General features: G+C 56.0%; 23 protein-coding genes and 2 pseudogenes. 11 read left to right on the top strand and 14 right to left on the bottom strand.

All coding sequences use genetic code 11. The features are described 5' to 3' along the window. Nucleotides 1-25: 25 nt before the first annotated feature. Nucleotides 26-307 (top strand): PIN-like domain-containing protein, encoded by a 282-nt coding sequence (locus SELIN_RS11800; protein ID WP_013506880.1) that lies wholly within the window; start codon nucleotides 26-28, stop codon nucleotides 305-307. Between the two features lie 73 nt (nucleotides 308-380). Next, nucleotides 381-1,103 (top strand): annotated as a pseudogene (locus SELIN_RS11795) (ISL3 family transposase); the annotation flags it as partial. 59 nt (nucleotides 1,104-1,162) lie between these two features. On the opposite strand, the gene SELIN_RS11790 reads toward SELIN_RS11795, so the two are convergent. After that, nucleotides 1,163-1,981, bottom strand: coding sequence for an IS3 family transposase (locus SELIN_RS11790; protein WP_232218762.1), 819 nt, complete (start codon nucleotides 1,979-1,981; stop codon nucleotides 1,163-1,165). Between the two features lie 23 nt (nucleotides 1,982-2,004). Then, nucleotides 2,005-2,166 (bottom strand): hypothetical protein, encoded by a 162-nt coding sequence (locus tag SELIN_RS15150; protein ID WP_156788072.1) that lies wholly within the window; start codon nucleotides 2,164-2,166, stop codon nucleotides 2,005-2,007. Nucleotides 2,167-2,413: 247 nt separating this feature from the next. On the opposite strand from SELIN_RS15150, the pseudogene SELIN_RS11780 reads away from it, so the two are divergent. After that, nucleotides 2,414-2,908: pseudogene (locus SELIN_RS11780) on the top strand (ISL3 family transposase); the annotation flags it as partial. A 583-nt stretch (nucleotides 2,909-3,491) separates the two neighbouring features. Here SELIN_RS11780 and ahcY read toward each other — a convergent pair. From ahcY to SELIN_RS11750, 6 genes are all read right to left on the bottom strand, one after another. Continuing rightward, nucleotides 3,492-4,790 (bottom strand): adenosylhomocysteinase, encoded by a 1,299-nt coding sequence (ahcY, locus tag SELIN_RS11775; protein ID WP_013506879.1) that lies wholly within the window; start codon nucleotides 4,788-4,790, stop codon nucleotides 3,492-3,494. Between the two features lie 115 nt (nucleotides 4,791-4,905). Next, nucleotides 4,906-5,928: a rod shape-determining protein gene (locus tag SELIN_RS11770; protein WP_013506878.1), complete on the bottom strand. Its 1,023-nt coding sequence runs from the start codon at nucleotides 5,926-5,928 to the stop codon at nucleotides 4,906-4,908. Between the two features lie 85 nt (nucleotides 5,929-6,013). Further along, nucleotides 6,014-8,083 carry an ATP-dependent DNA helicase gene (locus SELIN_RS11765; protein WP_041726099.1) on the bottom strand — a complete coding sequence of 690 codons (2,070 nt, stop codon included), beginning with the start codon at nucleotides 8,081-8,083 and terminating at the stop codon, nucleotides 6,014-6,016. 107 nt (nucleotides 8,084-8,190) lie between these two features. Next, on the bottom strand, nucleotides 8,191-9,027 hold the full coding sequence (locus SELIN_RS11760) for a menaquinone biosynthetic enzyme MqnA/MqnD family protein (RefSeq protein WP_013506876.1): 837 nt from the start codon (nucleotides 9,025-9,027) through the stop codon (nucleotides 8,191-8,193). Nucleotides 9,028-9,031: 4 nt separating this feature from the next. After that, a complete protein-coding gene (gene lpxK, locus SELIN_RS11755) occupies nucleotides 9,032-9,991 on the bottom strand; it encodes a tetraacyldisaccharide 4'-kinase (protein ID WP_013506875.1) in 960 nt (319 codons plus the stop codon). Continuing rightward, nucleotides 9,988-10,596, bottom strand: a complete 609-nt coding sequence (locus SELIN_RS11750) for an L-threonylcarbamoyladenylate synthase (protein ID WP_013506874.1) — start codon at nucleotides 10,594-10,596, stop codon at nucleotides 9,988-9,990. The genes lpxK and SELIN_RS11750 overlap by 4 nt, the downstream gene beginning before the upstream one ends. A 109-nt stretch (nucleotides 10,597-10,705) precedes the next feature. On the opposite strand from SELIN_RS11750, the gene SELIN_RS11745 reads away from it, so the two are divergent. From SELIN_RS11745 to SELIN_RS11710, 8 genes are all read left to right on the top strand, one after another. Continuing rightward, nucleotides 10,706-12,130: a type 1 periplasmic-binding domain-containing protein gene (locus tag SELIN_RS11745; protein WP_013506873.1), complete on the top strand. Its 1,425-nt coding sequence runs from the start codon at nucleotides 10,706-10,708 to the stop codon at nucleotides 12,128-12,130. Continuing rightward, nucleotides 12,127-12,987, top strand: coding sequence for a 50S ribosomal protein L11 methyltransferase (locus SELIN_RS11740; protein WP_013506872.1), 861 nt, complete (start codon nucleotides 12,127-12,129; stop codon nucleotides 12,985-12,987). The genes SELIN_RS11745 and SELIN_RS11740 overlap by 4 nt, the downstream gene beginning before the upstream one ends. A gap of 6 nt (nucleotides 12,988-12,993) precedes the next feature. Continuing rightward, nucleotides 12,994-13,725: an RsmE family RNA methyltransferase gene (locus SELIN_RS11735; RefSeq protein ID WP_013506871.1), complete on the top strand. Its 732-nt coding sequence runs from the start codon at nucleotides 12,994-12,996 to the stop codon at nucleotides 13,723-13,725. Between the two features lie 73 nt (nucleotides 13,726-13,798). Then, nucleotides 13,799-14,830 (top strand): NAD-dependent epimerase/dehydratase family protein, encoded by a 1,032-nt coding sequence (locus SELIN_RS11730; RefSeq protein WP_013506870.1) that lies wholly within the window; start codon nucleotides 13,799-13,801, stop codon nucleotides 14,828-14,830. Next, nucleotides 14,827-15,258, top strand: coding sequence for a CoA-binding protein (locus SELIN_RS11725; RefSeq protein ID WP_013506869.1), 432 nt, complete (start codon nucleotides 14,827-14,829; stop codon nucleotides 15,256-15,258). Before SELIN_RS11730 ends, SELIN_RS11725 begins: the two co-directional genes overlap by 4 nt. A 30-nt stretch (nucleotides 15,259-15,288) precedes the next feature. Next, entirely contained in the window at nucleotides 15,289-16,356 is a 1,068-nt protein-coding gene (gene prfA / locus SELIN_RS11720) for a peptide chain release factor 1 (RefSeq protein ID WP_013506868.1), read from the top strand. Next, nucleotides 16,343-17,215 (top strand): peptide chain release factor N(5)-glutamine methyltransferase, encoded by an 873-nt coding sequence (prmC, locus tag SELIN_RS11715; RefSeq protein ID WP_049871142.1) that lies wholly within the window; start codon nucleotides 16,343-16,345, stop codon nucleotides 17,213-17,215. Before prfA ends, prmC begins: the two co-directional genes overlap by 14 nt. After that, nucleotides 17,212-18,105 (top strand): class I SAM-dependent methyltransferase, encoded by an 894-nt coding sequence (locus SELIN_RS11710; RefSeq protein WP_013506866.1) that lies wholly within the window; start codon nucleotides 17,212-17,214, stop codon nucleotides 18,103-18,105. The genes prmC and SELIN_RS11710 overlap by 4 nt, the downstream gene beginning before the upstream one ends. A gap of 70 nt (nucleotides 18,106-18,175) precedes the next feature. Here SELIN_RS11710 and ftsZ read toward each other — a convergent pair whose 3' ends face one another. From ftsZ to SELIN_RS11680, 6 genes are all read right to left on the bottom strand, one after another. Further along, nucleotides 18,176-19,555 (bottom strand): cell division protein FtsZ, encoded by a 1,380-nt coding sequence (ftsZ, locus tag SELIN_RS11705; RefSeq protein WP_013506865.1) that lies wholly within the window; start codon nucleotides 19,553-19,555, stop codon nucleotides 18,176-18,178. A gap of 168 nt (nucleotides 19,556-19,723) precedes the next feature. Then, the gene (gene ftsA / locus SELIN_RS11700) at nucleotides 19,724-20,989 is read right to left on the bottom strand and encodes a cell division protein FtsA (protein ID WP_013506864.1); all 1,266 of its coding nucleotides are present in this window, start codon (nucleotides 20,987-20,989) and stop codon (nucleotides 19,724-19,726) included. Beyond that, on the bottom strand, nucleotides 20,989-21,723 hold the full coding sequence (locus SELIN_RS11695; RefSeq protein ID WP_013506863.1) for a cell division protein FtsQ/DivIB: 735 nt from the start codon (nucleotides 21,721-21,723) through the stop codon (nucleotides 20,989-20,991). Before SELIN_RS11695 ends, ftsA begins: the two co-directional genes overlap by 1 nt. Next, nucleotides 21,720-22,631, bottom strand: coding sequence for a D-alanine--D-alanine ligase family protein (locus SELIN_RS11690; protein ID WP_013506862.1), 912 nt, complete (start codon nucleotides 22,629-22,631; stop codon nucleotides 21,720-21,722). Before SELIN_RS11690 ends, SELIN_RS11695 begins: the two co-directional genes overlap by 4 nt. Beyond that, the gene (locus SELIN_RS11685; protein ID WP_013506861.1) at nucleotides 22,628-23,839 is read right to left on the bottom strand and encodes a pyridoxal phosphate-dependent aminotransferase; all 1,212 of its coding nucleotides are present in this window, start codon (nucleotides 23,837-23,839) and stop codon (nucleotides 22,628-22,630) included. The genes SELIN_RS11690 and SELIN_RS11685 overlap by 4 nt, the downstream gene beginning before the upstream one ends. Before the next feature lie 233 nt (nucleotides 23,840-24,072). Then, a complete protein-coding gene (locus tag SELIN_RS11680; RefSeq protein WP_013506860.1) occupies nucleotides 24,073-24,696 on the bottom strand; it encodes a hypothetical protein in 624 nt (207 codons plus the stop codon). Nucleotides 24,697-24,777: the final 81 nt, after the last annotated feature.

Genomic DNA, 24,777 nt, shown 5'->3' with positions numbered 1-24,777 from the left:
GATTTTTCCACATCTCGGAGATTTTATGAAAGAACTGTTTAAGTGGTATTTCCCTCTAAGTGATGACGAGATTAGAAATATATGGAAAGAGGGAATTCTAACAGTTGATACGAACGTGCTTTTAGATCTTTATAGGTACCACGAAGACACTAGGGAAGCTTTGCTTGCTGCGATTAATGCCTTTGACGGTAGAGCTTGGATTTCCCATCAGGTCGCAGAAGAGTTTTTCAGAAATAGAAATAGTGTAATACTCTCATCAAATAGCGCATTTAACGATGCAGAGAAAAATATGGCTCTTCCGTATTGAGGATACATTGACAAAAAAGTGAGCATGGTGCCACTTATCGGGATTACAACCAAATAATTCCGGGAGAAGCACCATGCTCACCAGTGTTCTTTACCATGCCTACGGCCTTGCTGGCTACGATTACATCCGCACAGAGTATTGCGGCAATACCATCAATTTCCATGTCCGGCCCCGTAAAAAGCTGATTCGCTGCCCTGCGTGCCTTGGCCGTTCTGTCATATTACGCGGCAGTAGCATTCGTCGGTTACGAGGTTTGCCTTTGGGGATCAAGTCCACTTGGTTGCACGTCCACGTTCCACGCATCCAGTGCCTTCAGTGCGGTAGTGTCAGGCGGGTGAGTCTGAAAATAGCCTCTCCACGGTGTTCCTACACCCATGCATTTGCTCGGTATGTGGTCTCCCTTGCCCAAGCTATGACCCTCATTGATGTAGCACGGCTTCTTGGTATAGGCTGGGACCTGGTCAAGTCCATTTTCAAGCAGTATCTGCATCATCACTACAGTAGCCCTTCACTTGCTGGGCTTGAGTATATCGCCATTGATGAGAAATACACAGGACGCAAACATGGCTTCATTACTCTCGTCATTGACCTTGGTTCAGCCAGGGTCGTATACGTTGGAGCAGGCAAACAGGCAGAAGCGCTTGATGGTTTCTGGAAACGCCTTGGTCGTCGCAAGTCATCTATCAAAGCCGTTGCTGCTGACATGAGTCCGGCTTACCGGTCGGCAGTGCTCGAACACCTTCCATCTGCTGCGTTGGTGTTTGATCGTTTCCATGTCGTCAAGCTTATGAATGAATAAAGTGGGCCCAGTTGTCCAGACATATTTCGAGGAAGTTTAAGTTTTCTTATTGCAGCCTATGCCGCAAGCTTTTCCTCCTTTATTCTAAATACTGACATGTACATTTTGTCTGGTGTTCTGTAGTCAAGAGACTGATGAAACCTTCTGCTATTGTAGAAGGTGAAGTATCGCTTTACTCCTTCCTTGAGTTCGGTCATGTTCTCATAGCATTTGATATAGATGTTTTCGTATTTCACACTGCGCCAAAGGCGCTCTACGTAGACATTGTCAAGGGCTCTGCCTTTGCCGTCCATGCTGATTCTGATGCCGTGACTCTTGAGTCTTTGCGTAAATGCCTCTGAGCTATATTGGCTTCCCTGGTCGGTGTTGAATATCCCAGGGACTCCATAGCGTCTGATGGCTTCATCCAGTGCTTCGAGGCAAAAGCAGGTATCCATGGTGTTGGAGATGCGCCAGCTCAGTACTTTGCGGCTGAACAGATCTATGATAGCTGTCAGGTACACCGTCTTGGCGCCAAGCTTCAAGTACGTGATATCAGTGGCCCAAACCTGGTTGGGAAGCCAGATATTCAATCCTCGCAGCAAGTACGGATACTTCTTGTGCTGCTTGTTGGCCCGTGAAAGATTGGGTTTGGGGTAAATCGCACGCAGCCCATGCTTGTGCATAATGCGCCGCACCTGTTTGGAACTCACGGCCATATCATGTTCCTCATTGAGCTGTATGGCTATCTTGCGATAACCGAAGGTGGGAATGTCTTGCAGCACCCTGAGAACAACCTTCAGTATTTCAAGATCAGATTCCTCCAGCGCCGACGAACGTGACTGGTAATAGTAGGTCGAGTGGCTGATGCCAAGCAACTTGCACTGCATCCGTATGCTCAGGTTTTTATGGCCTGGCTCTATGGCATTTTTGGCTCGTGACCGTAGAGTTGCACATACTTTTTTTTTAGGAAGTCCTTCTCAACCTGAAGCATGCCAATTTGCTTGTAAAGGGCGTCAACATTGCGATCCTCTTTGTCCTTGCCCTTCTTCTTGTTGGGACGATCGAATATATCAGGCATGGCTTCCAGAGCACGCTTCTTCCACTCCTTGATCTGCTGGGGATGAACCTCATACTCCTGAGCCAGCTCCTGAACAGTCTTTCTTCACGCAGCGCCTCAAGGGCTACCTTGGCTTTGAACTCATTGGTAAATGTCTTACGTTGCACTATAGTCACTCTCCAGGTGATGTTTGGATCAGGTCAATCTACGCCACTTCCGATGACTTTGCCAAACTTAAACCCCTGTCCGATTTACTGGGCCCATTATAGAACGCCTTACCGATATTCGCCGCGAGCTGTACCATGAGCTCACAAGTCAGCATGACAAGAGCATTCTCAAAGGCACTCGCTGGATGCTTCTCAAAAATCCGCAGAGCATTGGCGAGCAAACCAGTGATCATGAACGCCTTGAACTTGCCCTGCAGGCCAATCGACCATTGGCGGTTGCCTATTACATGAAAGAAGACCTCCGCCAGATATGGCAACAAACTGACAAGGTAACTGCCACGGTATTCCTCGATGACTGGATCAACAGGGCTCAAGCATCAGCTATCAAAGGATTGAAGAAAATGGCCAAAACGCTGGAGAAGCACCGAGAGGGAATCCTGAACTGGTATGATCACCCCATATCAACAGGACCACTTGAGGGGATCAACAACAAAATTGATACCCTCAAAAGGCAAGCCTATGGATACAGAGATATGGAATTCTTCGAGCTCAGAATAAAGGCCCTCCATAATTCAAAGTACGCTTTAACCGGATGAACCCGTTTTTCCGGCACGCCTGACCCCTGCATCCCTGCAGTGCTGCCGGACCACTCACTTCCTGTGAGTGTCCCGTTCGGGTCTTGCCAGCCAGGCGTCGCACTCACCGGACGGGCTCAGGGGGGAACGGCCTGCTTCTGCCTTTCCCCCGTGTGCTGGCCCAGCCAGGACGCGAAGACTGGAACGCTATGGACCCGCAGGGTTGCCGCCACGACGGCGGCAACCGCAAACCAAAAGCCACGGAGGGCGGTTGTTTGCGGTCCCCAGTTCCAGGCAAGCGGACGGCTGAAAAGGACAGCACTGGGGGCCGCTTTTGCGCCACTTTTTGCGGGTAAAAAGTGGCAAAAGAAACTCATAAACAAGCTGAGGGCAATGCCAAGCGAAACAGTCTGCGCAGAACTATTTCCGCCATTCCAGCATGGCATCAGTGTCTGCGCAGACAACCTGCCGTTTCGGGGTGCAGAAACTGAGAATGATGTTTCACCGCATGGAAACCGTATGAATTCACCATGCATTCTCTGGCTGCACAAAAAAAGCCGCCGGCTCTGTGCTGAGCCGGCGGCTTTCCATGTTGGTATTCCCGTCAGTAACGATAATGCTCGGGCTTAAAGGGGCCTTCAATGGGGATCCCCAGGTACTCTGCCTGCTTGGGGGTCAGTTTGGTCAGCCTGGCGCCCAGCTTGGCCAGGTGCGCATTGGCCACCTCTTCATCCAGCTTTTTTGGCAGCGTGTAGACCCCCAGATCGTAGTGGTCATTCCAGAGGGTGATCTGGGCCAGAACCTGGTTGGAAAAGGAATTACTCATGACAAAGGAGGGATGGCCCGTGGCACAGCCCAGGTTGACCAACCGTCCACGTGCCAGCACGATAAGAGTTTTGCCATCGGGAAAGGTGAACATATCCACCTGGGGTTTGATGCCGGTCTCCCGGATATTATTGGCAGGATTCTCCAGAAAGCGCATGTCAATTTCTGAATCGAAATGTCCGATATTGCAGAGAATTGCGTTATCCTTCATGGCCAGCATGTGCTCGCCGGTCACCACGTCGCAGCAGCCGGTGGCCGTCACAAAGATATCCCCCATGGCTGCGGCTTCATCCATGGTCGTCACCTGATACCCCTCCATGGTGGCCTGCAGGGCACAGATGGGGTCTATTTCCGTAACCAGCACCCGCGCTCCCAATCCCGCCATGGCATCGGCGCAGCCTTTGCCCACGTCACCATACCCGCAGATCACCACAATCTTGCCGGCCACCATGACGTCCGTTGCCCGCTTAATTCCATCCGCCAGGGATTCGCGACAACCGTAGAGGTTGTCGAACTTGGACTTGGTGACCGAATCATTGACATTGATGGCGGGAAATTTCAGCTCATTGCGGCCCATCATCTGGTAGAGACGGTGAACGCCGGTGGTGGTCTCCTCGGATACTCCTTTTATTTCCTGGCACAGCTGGGGATAGTCGCGATGCACCACTTCCGTCAGGTCGCCACCATCGTCAAGGAGCAGGTTTGGCAGCCAGCCATCAGGGCCCTGAATGGTCTGGTGCACACACCACCAGTACTCCTCCTCCGTCTCCCCCTTCCAGGCAAAAACCGGGATATTGCCTGCGGCAATGGCGGCGGCGGCGTGGTCCTGGGTGGAGTAGATATTGCACGAAGACCAGCGCACCTGCGCACCCAGGTCAACCAGGGTTTCGATCAGCACGGCGGTCTGAATGGTCATGTGAATGCACCCGGCAATCCGGGCCCCTTTCAAGGGCTGGGAAGCGCGATACTTCTCCCGGATGTACATGAGTCCGGGCATCTCTTTTTCGGCTATGCGGATTTCCTTGCGGCCGAATTCAGCCAGTGACATATCGGCAACTTTGTAGTCGGTAAAACTCATGGGACACTCCAGCGCGTGTTATCGTATTCCAGAAAAAAAGGAAAAGCTGCCGGATTGCCCGACGTCTTTTCCTTATCCTCATTTTCCTTCTGCTCTTCGCGTCACGGCGAAGCAATCAGTCAACAGAAATGGCTTTCAGCAGCCCGATATTGTCCAGTGCCTTGCCGACACCGCGTACCACCGCTTTCAGGGGGTCTTCGGCGATGGATACGGGCAGGTTGGTCTCTTCGCGAATCATGGTGTCGAGGCCACGGATCAGCGAACCGCCACCGGCAAGCATAATGCCTTTGTCCACGATATCAGCAGCCAGCTCGGGTGGTGTTTTCTCCAGGGTTACCTTGATGGTATCCACAATGGTGGCAATGGTCTCGCTGAGGGCTTCGCGGACTTCGTCAGAAGAAACTTCAACGTGCTTGGGTATGCCGGTCACCAGATCACGGCCCTTGACCGCCATGGTCAGCGGCGTTTCGAAGACGTCAAAGGCTGAGCCGATTTCTATCTTGATCTGCTCGGCGGTGCGGTAACCGATAAGCAGATTGTGTTTTTTGCGGATATACTGGACGATGGCGTCATCCATTTCATCGCCGGCGATACGCAGGCTCTTGGCATAGACGATTCCCGAGAGGGAGATAACCGCCACTTCAGTGGTACCGCCACCGATATCCACAATCAGGTTGCCACTGGGGTCCTGAATGGGCAGGTCGGCGCCGATGGCTGCCGCCATGGGCTCTTCCATCAGATAGACTTCGCGGGCACCGGCCTGACGGGCGCTGTCCTTGACAGCACGTTTTTCCACCTGGGTGATACCGCTGGGGATACAGATGACAATGCGGGGGCTGACCAGAGTCTTGCGGTTATGGACCTTCTGGATAAAGTACTTCAGCATGGCTTCAGTGACTTCGAAGTCCGCGATAACACCGTCTTTCATGGGGCGGATCGCGGTAATGCTGCCGGGAGTTCTGCCCAGCATCTCCTTGGCTTCCTTCCCGACGGCCAGAACCTGTTTCGTCCTCTCATCTATGGCAACCACGCTCGGTTCGCTAATCACTACGCCGTTGCAGTAGACCAGCGTGTTAGCTGTTCCAAGGTCAATCGCCAGATCGCGGGAAAAAATCCCAACCAGTGCATCAAATATCAAGGGAACCCTCCGTCAACAGTGGTGTAAGCCTATCGTGTAATAGATTTCGCATGCTTTTGCAAACATATTCGCCCGCTGGCGCGGCTCAGTGCTCGGGCAGTGTGGGTATGGAAAATTTCAGATGCCGCGCCACTTCATCCGCCTCACAGAATACATGTTTTTTCAATGGAAGTGAATGTAAAAAAATGGTTCCGTAACGTCGATTCACGATCCGGTTGTCACAAAGTATACAGCTTCCGCGGTCACTGGTGTCCCGGATAAGGCGCCCGAAACCCTGCTTCAACCGGATAACCGCCTTGGGCACTGAAAGATCCCAGAAGGATCGCCCCCCCGCGCGATCTATGGCTTCACAGCGAGCCTGAAACAGCGGGGTATCGGGAACGGGGAAGGGGAGCTTCTCAATAATCACGCACTGCAGGGCCTCCCCTTTGACGTCCACACCCTCCCAGAATGATGAGACTCCCAGTAACACTGCCGGTTGATTTTCCCGATACCGCCTCAGCAACTCCGTGCGCGCAAAACTCCCCTGCACGTAGAGATTGACGCCCAGCCCTGCCATTGGCCCTTCCAGCACTGCAGCCAGCTGGTTCATGCGCCGGTAGGAGGTGCAGAGCACAAATATGCCGCCTCCCATGGTGCGGGTCACATCCAGAATCAGATGCGAAAAGGCGCTCTGGTGCTGTCCTTCATCCTGATAATCCGGCAGGCGGGGCACGATCAGCACGGCGTTCTCGTCATAATTAAACGGGCTCTGCAGGGTCAGTTCATAACGCGGCTGGCAGCCAAGGCTGCGGCGCATGTACTGAAAGGAATTCTCAACGACCAGGGTGGCACTGGTCAAAAAGCTGCTTTTGACACGGCTGAACAGAAGCTCCGCCAATATCGGCCCTACTTCCAGGGGAGCGCTGACCATGGCAAAGTTGTCACGCCCCACGTCAAACCAGCGCACATGGGTGGGATCGTCGTGGCGCAGGAAAAACTCCAGGGCACTGATAGAGCCTTCCAGGCGACTGCGGTAGGCACTGAGCTCCTGCAGCAGATCATCTCCTTCCAGGAGAATTTTTGCGTATCCAATGGCCGATTGCAGCTGATCAAGGAGCAGGCGACCCTCCTCGGTGCACAGAAAGACAAACTCCAGCAGGGCCTGGGGGTAATCTGAATCCTTGCGAATGCGGCGCTGGCTGAGCCCGGCCAGCTCATCCAGGACCCGCTGCGCCCGTACCTGTACACTGCCATAAAAGCCGCTTATGCGCTGGCGAACTCCCTCAAGGCGCACCAGCATCTCCTCCTGGCTGGTGGGCGGCAGTTCCCGGCGCACAATACTCTGGGCCAGCTGCAGGAGTTTGCCCGATTCGCGGCTGCCGCGCAGAAAGTAGATACGGGAGAGATTTTTCAGAAAACCGCGAAAGTGGAACTGCATTCCCAGATGGGAGCTGGCCACATCCTCCAGGTTGTGGGCCTCATCGATAATGGCGACACCATAGGCCGGAATAATGCCGGAGGAGTCATTGTCCAGCCCGCGCAGGGCCAGGTCACTGCACAGCAGTGCGTGGTTCACGATCAACACATGGGCGTTCTGGGCTTCGCGCCGGCTGCGGAAGAAGAAACAGTCGCGGTAAAAGGCACAGCGACCGTGCTGACAGGTATCACCTTCGGAACAGACCTCCTCCCACACCGAGGGCGGCAGGGCGAAGTCCAGGTCATTGCGGGAACCCTCCCGGGTTCGCCCCAGCCAGTGGTAGAGTTGTTCATAGGCATCCTCTACTGCGTCGGGCAGCAGCAGGGGCGAATCCAGTTCCGGAAGGCTATCGAGCTTGCGCTGGCACAGGTAATTGCCGCGGCCTTTGATCAGCGCAGCGTTGAACTCGAGGCCCAGGGCCCGGACCACTGGCAGATCTTTCTCCAGCAACTGCTCCTGCAGATTGATGGTATTGGTGGAAATCAGTATCCGCACCTTGGAGCGCAGGGCATGGACGATGGAGGGAATGAGATAGGCCAGCGACTTGCCCGTGCCAGTGCCCGCTTCAATGATGGCGCTTTCCTGACGGTCCAGGCAATACTCAATACAACGGACCATTCGAAACTGCTCCTGGCGGAAGCCATAGCCGGGGAGTACTTCGGCCAGAGCACCATCGGGAGCAAAGTAGCTTTGCATTAGAGTGTTTTGCGGGTCTGGCATCGGGCAACTCTCACCGTCAGTTGAAGTCCGCCCATGATAACACAGCGAGCGGGAAATGGCAGCCAGGAGCTTTCAGCTGTCTGTCAGCGCTCGGGTACCGGAAAAAATTCGACAACTGGTGCTTCGGGAATGATCTGGAAAATTTCCAGCAGTGAATAAAAGAGTTTCAGCGCCTTCAGGTGCTCAGGGCCCAGCTCATAGTGAATTTTACTCAGATAGTCGCGGGACTCGGCAGGGCTATAGCCGATACGCTGCCCACAGAGAGCGGCAATCTCATCCCGGTGCTGTTTTCCATAAGCCATGGACTGCTGCAGGCTGTGGTAGAGTTCACCCACCGCAGCCGGGTGCTCGCCAGCGAAGTCCCGGCGCACCACCCACAGGGCAAAGACAAAGGGCAGGTGGAATTTGTCGTACCACAGGGCTGCCAGATCAGAAACGTAACTGAAGCGCCCCAGACGCAGCTCCTGCAGGGCGCGATCGCCAATGTACATCACCGCCTCGGGCTGCTGATCAGGGGCGAACTGCTCCTCGCCATCAATGGCCGTGTATTGGCAGGGCACACCTTCAAGGTGCATCAGCAGACGCATCAGGTTACTGCTGGTCAGGCTGGAACTGGAAAGGTGAATATGACGAATTCTGCCAAGGGGTTTGTTGTGAAAGAGTAAAACACTCTGGACATTGCCGCAGCTGGAGATGGAAACATCGGGCAGCACCACATATTCGCTGCCAGCGCCTGTATAGGCAAAGCTGGAAACCAGGCCCGACTGCACTTCCCCTGCGAACAGCAACTCAGAGATGCACGCAGGAGTAGTAAAGTGCAAATCCCAGTTGCAGGGGACCCGGCCCTGCTGGATACCATGGATCATGGGAACCGAATTGATATAGCTGACAACGCCGGCCCGTGGACGGAGAGTGGACATGAATTCACCTTTCCTGATGGCGTTTGATCCTCTGCAGAAGGTTTTCCAGAGGGGCATCTGTATTCAGAAGCTTCAGGGCGAGGCCAACGGGCATCACGCGGGGCTGCCAGTGGGTTGACAGCTTGAGGTGGTCTTTCTCGCTGGTTACCAGCGGGTGCCCACCCGCGCTGAGCGCCTCCAGCTGATCATCCGTCGGCACGCCATGATCGGGCAGAGCCAGGGTTCGCTCCAACCGGTATCCCATCTGCTGTAAACCTTCAAAAAATGCCCGGTTATTCCCAAGGGCGCTGTAAGCACTGATGGGAAATGCCCTGTCCGCAGAACAGCTCATGGCATAGTGGGCCGCCGGAGCATCGCCGGCAAAATGCTCCTCCACCCGGGTACGGATGACCAGGTCCGCCCGTGCAATGGCGGAGGGAAACTCCCGCAGCAAACCGCTGGGAATGGGCAGTCCGTTCCCCAAAGGACGCCGATGATCCAGTAAAAGTATTTCGAAGTCCTTCACCAGCTTATGGTTGCTGAAAGCATCATCCAACAGCACCACGTCAACTCCCTGCTGCTGCAGATAAAGAGCCCCGGGAATGCGCTGGCGGCTGACCACCACCTGCGCTGCGGTTCTGCGGGCCATGAGCAGCGGTTCGTCCCCGCACTCCCGCCACGGGGTCGATTCGGTCACCACCAGATAGGGTTCGCGATAGGAGCCCCCATAACCGCGGCTGAGAATACCCACCTTCAGCCCATGTTCAGTCAGCAGGCGGGCGAGAACAATGGTCAGGGGCGTTTTGCCGGTCCCTCCGGCAACCAGGTTGCCGAGGCTGATGGTAAAAAAAGGAAAGCGCCGGGGAGTGGCCAGGCGATAGCGCCAGGCACCGATCAGAGGGTAGAGCAGGCTCAGGGGCAGCAGGGCCAGGCGCGGCAGGTGCCACAATCCCCCACCATAGAGATAGCGATCCCGCAGGCTCATAGAAAATCAACGGCGCCCATTCCCTGGCGCACCAGCTCCACCTGGTTGTTTTCAAAAAGCAGGACCGTGGTCTGCGTTGGCTCGCTGTAGCCGCCATCCACCAGCGCATCCAGCATCCCTTCAAGCTCCTGGTGAATGCGCCAGGGGTCACCGGTGGGCTCACCGTCTACCTTGGCGGTAGTAGAGATAATCGGCCGGCCCAGCTCCTCCACCAGTGCCATGCAGATGTCATTGGCGGGAATACGGATGCCGCACCGCTTGCGCTTGGGGTTCTGCACCGCTTTGGGCGTGAGCTTGGTGGCATCAAGCAAAAAGGTGTAGGGGCCGGGAATCAGGTGCTTCATGGTGCGATAGGCGTAGTCGGAAATTATCGCGTACTGGGAAGCGTGGGAGAGGGAGCTGCAGATGAAGGTCAACGGCTTGGCGTCATGCATCTGTTTGATGCGCCGCACGCGGGCGATGGCATCTTTATTGAGAATATCACAGCCAATGCCATAGGCGCTATCGGTGGGATAGGCGACCAGGCCGCCGTTGCGCATGATTTCCACTGCAGCGGCAATCTGACGGCTGTCAATGTTATTCGGTTGTACCGTAAAAAGTTTCATGAAAAACACCTCCTCAGGATGCCCGACAAAAATACCCTGATGATGCGTTGAGAATCAAGGTGTTCATGTGTATAATCCGAAAAAACTCGTACCCCCAGGACATACTGCCATGCCAGCCTTGCGACTCATTACGCTTCTCACCATTGCGGCCCTGCTCATGCTCAGCGGTTGCGCCGGACCTGCCAAATCCACCTTTGAGGGTATCAGCACCACGTTTGGCGATACAGACGACCAGACCATCCAGGGTCAACGACACCCGCGCCATCGCGCTGCTGTTGACGATCGCTACCTCTGGGACAGCCTGCAGGGCTACGCCATGCCCTTTTCTCTCCAGCAGGACATGGAGATGGATCCAGGCCGCGCCATTGAAGCCTACCATGACAGCTTCCGCTCCCTGGCAGTGGTGCTGGACTTTTCGCCAGCATACTTCTCCGCATCCCGTGAAATTCTCAGGGGAATTACCGCCAGCGCCCATGAGCGGGGCTTTTCCCTGATCGTCTATAACTCCGCTTCCATGGAAGAAGAGGAGCTCCTGGACAGCCTGCGGCCCTACGCTGTTGTCATCGGCCCCCTGCAGCCTTCACTGCTGGAAAAGATGCGCGCGCGGTTCGGCCAGCGCAAGGTGTTCATCACACCCACCATTGCCCACAATCCTCAGCAGCCTGCCGAGTACTCCACCGGCCTGAGCGTACGCGATGAAGTCAGCGCTGTTATCAAGCAGATGGAGGACGATGGCATCTTCCGCTATATCGTCTTCCGGCCCGGCGAACCCATGACCGCCGAATATGCCAACGCCATCAAGCAGCAGGCACAATACAGCCGCTACCTGACACTGTTCCGCGAGAGGATCTACTCCAAACAGCTCAACAACCAGTCACGTGTTATCCGCGAGTTCCTGGGAGAGCTGGTGGAGCACCAGACCCGGGAAAAATTTGCCACCTACACCACCGACTTTGACGGGGTCTTCCTGCCCATGGACTTCCTGGATGCCATCGTCGTGGCACCACTGTTTCCCTTCTTCAACTTTGACATGGATCACCTGAAAGTCTATGGCACCAGCTACTGGCACGACCAGAAGATCTATGAAGCCGCGCCCCACATCCATGGCGCCAGATTCCCTACCCTGTACATATCCGATAACCGCTGGATCTCCGATGTCATTTTCCGCCGCTCCCTGCAGGAGTACAGCCACTCCGACCAGCCTTCCTGGCTTTCGGCCCAGGGCTATGACGCAGCCACCCTCGGACATCTGCTCCTGCTCTACGGCGTCAGCAAAGCCAACGAAGCCTGCTTCCTCGGCGTAACCGGAGTCATGTTCCGCGATGAAGAACAGCGCTTTGTCAAACGTCCCGCCATGGTCGAAGTTGCCCGTGGCGGCTTCCGTGTGCTGGAAAGAACCTCGCCGGTCTACCGCGCCACACCCGAAACACTCTTCATTAATCTGCCGGAAGATATTTTCCCCGAGGCACTTGTACCGCACGAACCACTGCTCTACCAGGAAGAATTCCCCCACCTGCGGCGGCACTATCCATGAGCAACTCCATTGAACTCACCATCACCTATGAACGCTCCTGCCACGAAGCCATTGAAACCCAACTGATACTCTTCGGCTGCCAGGCATTCCTCAGCAAGGAGCTCGAAGAGGTTGAGCGTGAAGAGCAGCCGACCCTCAGCCTCAAGGCCTATTTCGATCCCCAGGAGTACGCAGGCCGACGCCAGGCCATTGAGCGCTATCTGCAGAGCGCGGCCGCAGGTTTTTGCACCCGTGTCATTGAACCCCAGGACTGGGAAAACAGCTGGAAGGCCTACTTTCAGCCCCTTGAGGTGGCCGAAGGCTCCATACGCATCCAGCCAGCCTGGGAGCCCCTGAGCCCCCAGGAGACCGCGCCTTACATGGCGGTTATCCTCATTGACCCCGGCATGGCCTTCGGCACCGGCCAGCACCCGACCACCATCCTCTGCCTCGAGGCCCTCGCCCGCCTGCCCCTGGCGGGCAAAAGCGTCCTTGATGTGGGAACCGGCTCCGGCATTCTTGCCATCGGCGCCCGCAAAATGGGGGCAAACCCTGTGCTGGCCTTTGACAACGACCCCCTCTGTGAGCCCATCTGTCGGGAAAATGCCGCCCTGAACCAGGTGGAAGGCATCGATTTCCGCACGACCACGGCAGAGCACATCAGCCAGGTACATGATATTGTCATTGCCAATATTATTGCCGGGGTGCATATCGAGATCATGCCCCACTACCGGCGACTGGCCGGCGAGTACCTCATCCTCTCAGGCATCCTGCGAGAGCGGGAAGCCGATGTGCGTACGGCCTTGAACCTGCACGGCTTCAGGCATGCAGCCAGCACCTATCGCGGAGACTGGTGCGCCCTGTGCGTCGAGGTCTAGGCTGCCATGGCGTTCCTGATTGACCAGGCACTGATAGGCCAGGACTCCTGCCGCATTGAAGGCGAGGACTTCCACCATCTGCGACGGGTGCTGCGCAAAAATATCGGCGACCCGGTGGATATTCTCTCCACCGGTAAAGTGCGATATCGCGGCAGAATCACCGCCATGGCAGATGACAGCGCCGCAATCTCCCTGAGCGATCCCATTGCCCACGAAACGGAATCATCGCTCCAGCTGACGATCGCCTGCGCGGCGATCAAAGGCGATGCTTTTTTTGACAACGTGCGCATGTTCTGCGAGCTGGGCGCCCACCGCATTGTCGTCTTCGTGTCGGAGAACTGCGTCGTGCAGTACGATGAAAAAAGGGCTCAGCGCAAACGGGAAAAGATGCAGCGCATCGTCAACGAATCCTGCAAGCAGAACCTGCGTACCTGCCCGCCAGCCATTGATCCGCTGACGACCTTTGAGCAGCTGCTCAGTGACGATCAGTGGCTGCCCCGCCAGAAGATCCTCTGCTATGAGGGCGCTCGGGAGCCCATAGCCTCCCTGTCCATTGACACAGGCCAGCCACTGCTGCTCATGATCGGTCCCGAAGGGGGAATCAGTCAGCGGGAAGCGCAAAAAGCCCGCATGTGCGGCATACAGATGGTCAGCCTTGGGCCACGCATACTCAAAGCCAGTACCGCGCAGGTCGCTGCCCTGAGCATAGTGCAGCATCGCTTTGGCGATATCCCATGAACTCCCATCTGTTGCAATCCACCAGCGGACAGGATAATCTGAGTCGAAATATCTCCGAGGTCAAGGAACATCCATGAGGGTACTCGTAAGCGGCGGAGCCGGTTTTATCGGCCTGCATCTGCTGGAAACACTGCTTGAGCAAGAGCAGCATCTGCACGTCAGCGTCCTGGATGACTTCTCTTCCGGCAGCCGCGAGCAGCTGGAAAACCTGCAGAACCGCCACCATCAGCGCCTGCGCCTGATCGAGGGCACAGTGACCTGCCCCCAAACCTGCATGCAAGCCTGCTCCGGGCAGCAGGCCATTGTGCACCTGGCCCGGCAGAGCTGCGCCCCCCACAGCCTCACAGATCCTTTCCCCAGCGCTGCCATCCATATCCAGGGAAGTCTCAACCTCTTCTGGGCGGCATATCGCCAGGGAGTGGGTAAAATCGTCTACGCTTCCTCCCACAAGGTATATGGAGACAGTTCTGCGGTTCCCCTGGCGGAGAACTCACTGGGAAAGCCCCTGACACCCTATGGCGTCAGCCGGTACACCTGCGAACTCTATGCCGGCCTGATGCATCGGCAGTACCATATCCCCACCGTGGGCCTGCGCTTCTTCAATGTCTACGGCCCGGGGCAGATCTGGGGTGAGCAGGGCCCGGCGCTGGTGACATCCCTTATCGCGCACCTCTCCCAGGCTCAGGAGCCCATCATTTTCGGCAATGGCAATCAGAGTTGTGACTTTGTCTACGTCAATGATGCCGTCAGCGCTCTCACCGCCGCCCTCCACCGCGACATTCCCGCCGGAGAGTATAATGTCGGCTCCGGACAACGCTTTTCGGTAAATGAAATCTGTGAAGAACTGCAGACCATTCTGAAGCGACGTGGCCTGAACGCGGATATCCCCCCCCGCCACCTGCCGCAGCGACCCGGCGACATGCACCATGGGCTGGCGCACACGGCACTGGCCGCTGCAGAGCTTGGCTACAGTGCCCGGACATCCCTTGCCGATGGTCTGGAGAAGACGGTTCAGTGGTTTGTGCACCTTCCACCGCAAAAGCAGCAATCGATTCTGGAAAACTTTCAACGCACTCTGCAAACTTCTCCAAGGAACACACCATGATACTGGAACACCGTGCCGATATGAAACGCCTCCTGGAAACAACCCGAACCATCGCCGTCGTAGGGCTCTCGCCCAAGGAGGATCGGGCCTCCAACTTCGTCAGCCGCTACCTGCAGCGGGAGGGATACCGCGTCATCCCCGTCAACCCGGTCTACGAAGGCCAGCTGCTGCTGGGGGAGCACTGCTATGGCTCCCTGGCGCAGGTACCGGAACCCATTGACCTGGTTGATATTTTTCAGCGTTCGGAAAACGTCCCCCCCACGGTTGAACAGGCCATCACCTGCCACGCCAAGGCGATCTGGATGCAAAAGGGCATTGAGCATCGGGAGGCCGCCACAGCAGCTTGTACCGCCGGACTTGCTGTCGTGATGGATCGCTGTCTCATGGTCGAGCATGCCGCCATCTTCAACAGGCAACCGATCCACTGATCTGAATATACTTTTTACGGAAAGAAGACCATGCTCGAAAAACTTCAGGATATTGAAGATCGCTATGAACTGCTCAGCGCCGAGCTTTCCCACCCTGGCGCCACGGCGGATACCCAACGACTGCAACAGGCAACCCGGGAACTGAGCGAGCTGCGCGAAGTGGTGGAAGCCTTCCAGCAGTTCAAAACCGTGCGTCGTGAACTGGCAGATAATCAGGAGATGCTCACCAGTGAAAAGGATCGTGAACTGCGCGAAATGATTCAGCAGGAAATCCAGAGCCTGCGCCACCAGGAACAGCAGCTCGAAGACACCCTGACCGAACTGCTGCTGCCAAGGGACCCCAACGACACCAAGAACATCATTCTGGAAATACGCGCCGGAACCGGCGGCGAGGAGGCTGCCCTGTTCGCGACGGATCTCTTCCGCATGTACTCCCGCTACGCCGATGAGCGTGGCTGGAAAGTGGAAGTGCTCAGTGTCAATGAAACGGGCAATGGCGGTTTCCGCGAGATCATCTCCATGATTGAAGGCCGTAACGTCTATTCGCGCCTGAAATTCGAGTCCGGCACCCACAGGGTTCAGCGGGTTCCCCAGACCGAATCCAGTGGACGCATTCACACTTCAGCGGTCACGGTGGCCGTGCTGCCGGAAGCAGAAGAGGTGGATATCGATATCAACCCCGCCGACCTGCGCATCGATGTCTATCGCTCCAGCGGTGCAGGTGGGCAGCACGTCAACACGACGGACTCTGCCGTGCGGGTCACCCATATCCCTACCGGCGTATCCGTTGCCTGCCAGGAGGGGCGCTCGCAGCACAAAAACAAGGAGAAAGCACTCAGTATTCTGCGTTCGCGTCTGCTGGACCATGCCGTCCAGCAGTCCGACTCCCAGCGCAGCCAGGATCGCAAGCTGCAGGTGGGATCCGGTGACCGCAGCGAGCGCATCCGCACCTATAATTTCCCCCAGGGACGCGTGACCGACCACCGGGTAAACCTGACCCTCCACCGACTGGAACAGGTTCTCGAAGGTGACCTGGATGAGGTCATTGACACCCTGACCAAGAGCGCCCGCGCCGGTGAACTCAGTGGAAACACCTGAGATCTGGACCCTGCAGCGCCTGCTGCTGTGGAGTACGACGTACCTGGAAAAAAAAGGGGTGAATGCGGCGCGCTACAGTGCGGAAACACTGCTGGCAAAAGTCTGTGACTACCAGAGGCGCCTCGATATTTACCTGCACTTTGACCGGCCCTGCACCCCAGAAGAGCTGCAGAGCTTCAAGCACTTGCTGCAGCGCCGCACCGGTGGCGAACCCCTGGCCTATATTACCGGCGAACAGAACTTCCTGGGGCTGGACTTTCAGGTGGGCCCCGGAGTGCTGATTCCACGCTTTGACACGGAAACCATTGCCATGGAAGCCGTGGCCCGTCTACGCCTGCCTTGCGCACCGCAACAGCCAGCCATTCTCGACCTATGCTGTGGCAGCGGTGTCCTGGGCATCACCGTGGCCCATATGGCTGGCAAACCCTGTCAGCTCACCCTGGCAGATATAGACCCCGCTGCTCTGGAGTACGCCCAGCGCAACGCCAGCCGTCACCTTGGCGCAGGTGCCTGGCATGTTCTTCCTTCAGACCTCTTTGGCGCCATTAGGGGCACCTTTGATCTCATCCTGTGCAACCCCCCATACCTTGACCAGGCCCATCTGTCTGAGCGTGAAGACGAAGTGCGCCACGAACCCCTCCATGCCCTAGACGGCGGCCGGGATGGACTGGACTTCTACCGCGCTTTGGCCAGAGGCTTTCGACACCACCTCAATCCTGGAGGACGCATGCTGCTTGAAGCAGGCTACGACCAACACCAATCCCTTGCCAGCCTCTTTGGAGATACCCTGGAAAAACCGCTTTTTGACGAGGCCAAACGGTTTCGCGGAGCAGTCATCACCCCATCGGAGACACCATGATGAACCCCCTGCCCGTTCACCATCGCCCCTTGCTGCAGGCCACAGACTGGGAAGATTACCAGCTCCTTGACTGTGGCAATGGCATGAAATATGAGAAGTGGGGGGATGTGCGCCTGGTGCGCCCCGATCCCCAGGTACTGTGGCAGGGCACTCAGGGTGGTCAGTGGAGCACCTACGATGGGTGGTACCATCGCAGTGCCAGCGGTGGTGGCACGTGGGAATTTACCCGAAAGCTGCCGGCATCCTGGGAGATTCGCTACCAGGACTACCGCTTCCGCGTCCGGCCTACCGACTTCAAGCACACCGGCCTTTTCCCCGAACAGGCGGCAAACTGGAGCTGGTTTGGCCCCATCATCCGTCAGTCGCAGCGCCCCTTTTCCCTGCTCAACCTCTTCGGCTATACCGGTGCGGCCAGTATTGTGGCAGCCAAATCTGGCGCCGCAGTATGCCATGTGGATGCCGCCAAGGGAATGGTACAGTGGTGTCGGGAGAATGCCAGCCTGAACGGCCTGCAGGAAGCGCCGATCCGCTACATTGTGGATGACTGCATCAAGTTTGTGCAGCGGGAGATCCGACGTGGAAGCACCTACGACGCCATCATCATGGATCCACCATCCTACGGACGGGGCAAGAGCGGCGAAACCTGGAAACTGGAAAAGCACCTCTGGGAACTGCTGGAACTGTGCGCAGCTGCCCTGGCCCCCAACGCGCGCTTCCTGCTGATTAATTCCTACACCACCGGCATCTCCCCAACGGTTCTCGCCAATATGCTGCAGGATATTCTCGGGAAACGCCGTGGCGCCATCACCTGCGGCGAAATCGGCCTGCCCGTGGTCAGCGATGGCAAAACCCTGCCCTGTGGGATATACTGCCGCTGGGAGAACCTTTGAGGCCATATACCAAAGAAAAAAAGCCGGACACACTTTCGTGTGTCCGGCTTTTTCAGGTATTTGCCGTCTTTTAATCAGCCTGATTGCGCAAAAACGCCGGAATATCAAAGTAATCGGTCTCGTCATTGCCGCCGAGAATCTGATGGATTTTCTGCACATCGGCGCTCTGGTTTTCGCGAATCTTCTTGATGGAAATAAACTCAGGGTTCACGGCACTGCGTGCTGCTGGGGCCGCCGGCCCGGTTCCTGCACTTTTTGCCGGTATCTCCTCAATGATCATATCCTCATCATCGCTTTTCAGCTCGCGCTCCAGCGCCGCCATAGCCGCATGGGAAGAGCCTCTGGAGCTCTCTGGCGCGCGCACCTGAGCGGCACTGGCAACCCCCTCATGGGATGATGACACGGACTCGGGTGCCTTGCGCAAGCCGCTTTCCATGCCTGTTGTAGTACCTTTACGCTGGGCCTCCGAAGGGATTCCGGCCACCTGGGACTTGTCATTGCGGAAGCTGGTAGCGATAACAGTAACCTTCATGCGATTCTGCATGTCCGGGTTAATGACGTTCCCGTAGATAATTTCCGCTTCCCCTTTGGCGGCCTCTGAAACCACTTTGGTGACAGCTTCGATTTCATGGAGGGTGGTTTCCATGCCGCCGGTGATATTCAGAAGGATATTTTTGGCTCCGGAGATATCGAAGTCTTTGAGCAGGGGGCTGGTGATGGCCTTGCGGGCAGCCTCGACAGCCCGATTCTCGCCCTCAGCCTCGCCGGTACCCATTAAAGCCAGGCCAGAGTTGGACATGACCGTGCGTACATCGGCAAAGTCGATGTTGACGATACCGGTGACGTTGATGGCGTCGGATATGCCCTGAACGGCCTGTTTCAGAACATCATCCGCCAGGAGGTAGGCTTCCGTGAGTTTGGTGCTTTTGTCGCAGATTTCAAAAAGGCTTTGATTGGGAATGGTGATGATGCTGTCGACGAACTCCCGCAGTTCGAGGTACCCCTTCTGGGCCACCTGGATACGGCGACGTCCTTCAAAGGCAAAAGGCATGGTGGCCACCGCAATGGTCAGGGCGCCCATTTCCTTGGCGATTTTGGCGATAACCGGCGAAGCGCCAGTACCGGTTCCCCCGCCAAGGCCCAGGGTCACGAAGACCATATCCGCACCACTCAAAGCTTCACGCAGTCGTTCCACGTCTTCTTCAGCCGCTTTACGTCCCACATCGGGATTTGCTCCTGCACCAAGGCCGCGGGTGAGCTTCGATCCTATCTGAAGTTTCACCGGTGCTTTGGATATGTCAAGGGCGCGCTGATCCGTGTTGGCGGTGATGAACTCAACGCCCTCCAGGGAGGCGTCGATCATGCTGTTGACAGCATTTCCGCCAGCTCCGCCGACACCAACGACCTTAATGGTCGCACCGGGTATATAATCTTCTTCAAATTCCAACATACGTTAGTCCCCCTCGCATAGCGTTGAGCTGGTCCCAACAATAGCACACTCGGCTACTGATGCCACGAACGCGACCATGATACCGTTCATGATTTCCGGTACCAGCGACCGGAAATGGTCGTGGGAATTGACCGGTCACGTAATGGCTTTTCTTTATATAGCATATTTTTAAAAGAATTCTCCAAACAGTTTTTGAACTTTCTGTGCAACTTTTTTCATGGATCCTGAGCCCTGGGGCCCATCTGAGTGGATTTCGACGCCGGCCTGGAAGAGAAACGGATTTTCCGAAGCAGCATAAAGCACGAGCCCAACAGCAGTTGAATACTCCGGCGCACTGGCTATGTCCACCAGGCCACCAATTCTGCTGGGAATTCCCTTACGCACCTCGGTTCCAAAGACCTTGGCCGTCTCGGTGCCAATACCTTCCATCTGGCTGGTCCCGCCGGTCAGGACAATACCACTGGTTATACGCTCCTCAAGGCCTGCGCTCACGAGTTCCTTGCGCACCCAGCCCATGATTTCCACCACGCGCGGGTTGATAATCTGGCTCAGCACATAGCGGGAGAGCCGCTTGGGATCACGTCCACCAACACCCGGAACTTCCACAATGCTGTTCTCATCCTGGGGACGCACCTGGGCGCTGCCGTAGTCGAGCTTGATCCTCTCCGCTTCCTTGAAGGGAGTCTTAAGGGCAATAGCGATATCATTGGTGATGTTGACACCACCGAACGGGATGCTGCAGGTGTGCCAGGGGCTGCCTTCAATGACGATGGCCACGTCCGTGGTTCCGCCGCCGATATCAACTACGGCGACCCCGAGATCCCGTTCATCATGGGCGAGAACGGCATGGGAGGTGGCCAGCTGGCTCAGCACCAGCGAAGAGATATTCAGTCCGGCGCGGTTGCAGCTCTTGACTATATTTTCGACAGAGGTTTTAGAGGCGGTAACAATATGTACCTCTATCTCCAGGCGCACACCACTCATGCCCAGGGGATCCTTGATGGAGTCCTGACCATCGACAACGTATTCCTGGGGAAGCACATGTACTATCTGACGATCCAGTGATATATCCACGGCCCGGGCAGACTCGATCACGCGGTCGATATCTTCGAGGCTGACTTCCTTGTTTTTTATGGCGATAACACCGCGGGAATTCTGGCCCTTGGTATGGGCGCCGGCAATACTGACATACACGTCACGGATGGGAACACCTGCCATGAGCTGCGCTTCGTTGACGGCCTTGCGTATGGCATCCACGGTCTGGTCGATATTGACCACTATTCCTTTGCGGATGCCCCGCGACTCAGCCTTGCCGATACCGATGACATTGATGGAACCATCACTTTTGACCTGACCGACAACCACACAGACTTTCGTGGTACCGATATCGAGTCCGACGATAATGTTTTTCTGTTCAGCGCTTTCTTTTGACATTAGTTCCCCAAGCTCTCCCTGATATACACAGCGTTGTCATCTATATGGACCCTGTAGTCAAGATAAAACGAAAATGGCTGACCCAGCACACTTGCCAGCGCGTCAGCTTTCCGCGGATATTTGTCTTCGCCCAGGAACACTTCCATGTTGCCCTTGACCAGGACAATCCCCCCGCTTTCGAGGCGGATGGAAAAATCCAGCAGGAAGTCCTCCGGCACACTCTGCGCCAGCGAGTACAGCAGTGGCGTCTGCCATATAAAGTCGCCAGGGGCAACACCTGACTCAGCGGTAAAAATCTCAGGCAGATGAATGCCATGGTACTCAAGCTTGCGATCCATGGCCCCGTGTACCTCCTCCATGACATAACCGTCAGCGGAGATGTAGAAACGTTTTGCCTGAGGAGTTTTCAGTATGTACCCAGGCTGGTACTCTGAAAGAACCACTTGGACAACACCATTGAGCTTGCGAAAGACGGCCACACTTTTTACCCATGGCAATCCTGCAAGCTCCTGTGCTACCGACTGAATGTCCAGGGCAAGGATATCCTTTCCCAGGTAATTTGTAAACAGTGCTGTTATCTTTTCCTCGCGGGCGTAATAGTGATTTTCCTTCACGACAGCACGCAAGGGAAAAAGGGGAGAGGCAAGGTAATACCAGTAGACGCTCAGACCAGCGAGAAATACGGCGACAGTGGCGGCCACGGGCAGTCGACGGCTGTTGTTTTTTACACTCAAGACTTTGCGACACCTTCCAGAACCTTTGCAACCACGTCCGCAAAACTCATGCCGGCCGCTCCGGCCGCTTTGGGAATGAGACTGGTCTGCGTCATTCCAGGGTTTGTATTGACTTCCAGGAAATAGGGGACATCATCTTTGAGCATGTAGTCAACGCGGAAGGCCCCACGCAAGCCAAGGGCACGGCAGAGTCGGCGGCTGTAGTCCACTACGCGAGAGGCCGCTGATGGATCAACCTTGCCGGGGACATCATAGACAGTCATACCCTTGGTGTACTTGGCAGCATAGTCGTAAAAGGCGTTGCCCGCAACAATGCCCACCAGGGGAAGGGCCAGGTCATCAAGAAAACCACTGGTCAGCTCGTACCCCTGAATATACTCCTCCACCATCACCTGGCTATCAAGCTGGAGACATTCCTGCAAGGCCCGCTGAAATTCCCCGGCATCATGCACGATGAAGACACCGATACTGGAACCTTCCCGGGGAACCTTCACCACCAGGGGAAAACTGAAGCTGGATTTTGCCAGCATATCCACGGCCCCATGGGCCATATCTGCAGTCACTACCAGATAGGCAGGGGTGGGAATACCGCAGGCAAGCGCTATGCGCTTGGCGGCAATCTTATCCATGGACACCGCACTGCCCAGGACACCCGTTCCCGTATAGGGAATTCCACACATCTGCAGGTATCCCTGCACAGTACCATCTTCGCCCACCGGGCCGTGGAGGGTGTTGTACACCATATCCACACCAATCAGCTTCTCCTGCCACCGAGGCTCCTGCGGATCCAGAATGCGCACAGCGTAGCCAAGCTCCTCAAGAGCCTTGCCGACAAAGGTACCACTCTGCACGGACACTTCCCGCTCCCGGGAAGTGCCGCCCATCAGCAGCCCTACGGTCTTCATCATGCCTGGTTTTCCCGCAGGAACTCTTCGAGGCGATCCATGGCGTCGTTGATCAGGTCAACCTGCGGCAGGAAGACCACCCGGAAGTGACACTCACTGAAGTAGTTAAAGCCCTTCCCTTGAACGAGAAGCACCTGCTGTTCACTGAGAAAGCGGTAGACAAAGTCTTCGTCATTCTTGAAACGGAAACGCCTGAGGTCAAATGAAGGAAAGGCATAGAGAGCACCCAGAGGTTTGGCGCAATGCACACCGTCAATGGCGTTGAGTCGCTCGTACACCGCATTGCGCTGATTGTACAGACGGCCGCCGGGCGCCGTCAGGGAGAAGATGGACTGAATGCCACCAAGTGCCGCCTGCACGCCCCACTGCCCAAGGGCGTTGGAACACAGCCGCATGCTGGCAAGCAGTGTTATGCCGTCAATATAGTCTTCAGCTTCCCGCACCGGGCCACTGAAGTAGAGCCATCCCACCCGGTAGCCCGCTGCGCGGTAGACCTTACTGAGGCCCCCGAAAGTAACGGTCAGAACATCAGTGGAAAGGGAAGCCATGGGAATGTGCTCAATCCCGTCGTAGGTAATCTTATTGTAAATCTCGTCACTGTAGAGGATCAGGTTATGGGTGCGGGCAAGATCCACAATTTCCGTCAGCGTCTCGCGGTCATAGACAGCGCCCGTGGGATTATTGGGATTGATGACGACAATCGCCTTGGTACGCGAGGTTATCTTGGCTTCCATATCCGCAAGGTCGGGAATCCAGCCCTTCTCTTCAATACAGTTGTAGTGAACCGCCTTGCCGCCAGAAAGGCGCACAGCAGCTGTCCACAACGGATAATCCGGTGAGGGAATCAGCACTTCGTCCCCAGGATTCAACAGAGCTTCCATCGCCAGGAGAATCAGCTCACTGACCCCATTGCCCAGAAACACATGCTCAATTTTCACATCGGCGATACCCTGCAGCTGTACTTCATTGACCACCGCCTGGCGCGCAGGAAAAATCCCCTTGGAGTCCGTGTAGGCTTCTGCCTGGATAATATTCTGCGTTATCGCCTGGTTAATGGCTTCAGGCACACGAAACCCGAACTGTGCTGGATTTCCGATATTGAGCTCAATAATATTGTGGCCCGATCGCAGTAATTCAGCGGACTTTTGGGCTATTTTGCCCCGTATTTCGTAATTGACATCACAAAGATGCTGAGACTTCAGGTATGGCATACAAAGAGCACCCCATAAAAAAATTTTCTTACAGTATAGCGTTTCACAGGCACTGTCAAAGGAAAATACTGCCATTTACCCCAGATGTTTTACGGATAAGCGCCGGATAATACCGAACCACGCACCGAAAAGCCCACTCTCCACAGAGCGGCTCCCGGCACCTGTGTCTGCAGACGAAGAGCACGGCCACCGGCTTCATCGCAGATGCGACGCGGACAGCCAGTATCCCTTGCTCAGGCTGAGCGTTGCGCCTCCGGTCTGGCATTCCAGGTTGTCAATACCCGCGCTATGCCCAGGACACCGACTATCAGATAGAACCACCCACGATACCGTGGTGGCGTGTTCCCCTCGCTCACATAGATCACTTCAGGATGGATATCCAACCCGGCACTGGCCGCAATGTCAAGGATTTTCCCGCGGTTGCGCTGCGACGCACTGCCCGTTGCCACCAGTCCGATGATATCGCGCTGGGGATGAAAGGCGTCCAGATGCTCCTCAAGGTAACGTCGCTTCTGCTCCTGGGTTGGGGAGCGGAAGTGATACTGGGCAAAGTGGTGCAGCAGCTCCTCATCGCGGGTCTCCACCAGAATACGGATCTCTCCATCATAGCGACGATCGGGCATAAGCGGTAACACCAGGGCATCGAGCTCAACCGTTCCCGAAGTGGATATAGCCCTCTGCAGATCCAGATAGCCCCCCTTCAGCTCAAGCCATTCACGGGGATAACCGTCCAGATAGACATCACGCGCACTCACTGTCTCCGGAGCTCCATTGCGCAGGGTAATCTGCATGTCACCCCAGGCAAGGTAGAGCAACAGCATGCATATTGCCAAAACCGTAAAACGAAATCGTCTCATGGGCCTTCCTCTTTCAAAAATTCGTCGCTAACCTACTGCAAGTCCTGCAAATTGACAAGCGCCAATATGCCCTGCCGGTAA

The sequence above is a fragment of the Desulfurispirillum indicum S5 genome (assembly GCF_000177635.2).
Taxonomy (GTDB): Bacteria; Chrysiogenota; Chrysiogenetes; order Chrysiogenales; family Chrysiogenaceae; genus Desulfurispirillum; species Desulfurispirillum indicum.
Note: the sequence above shows the minus strand (reverse complement) of the source record. Positions and strands in the feature narration are given on the sequence as shown.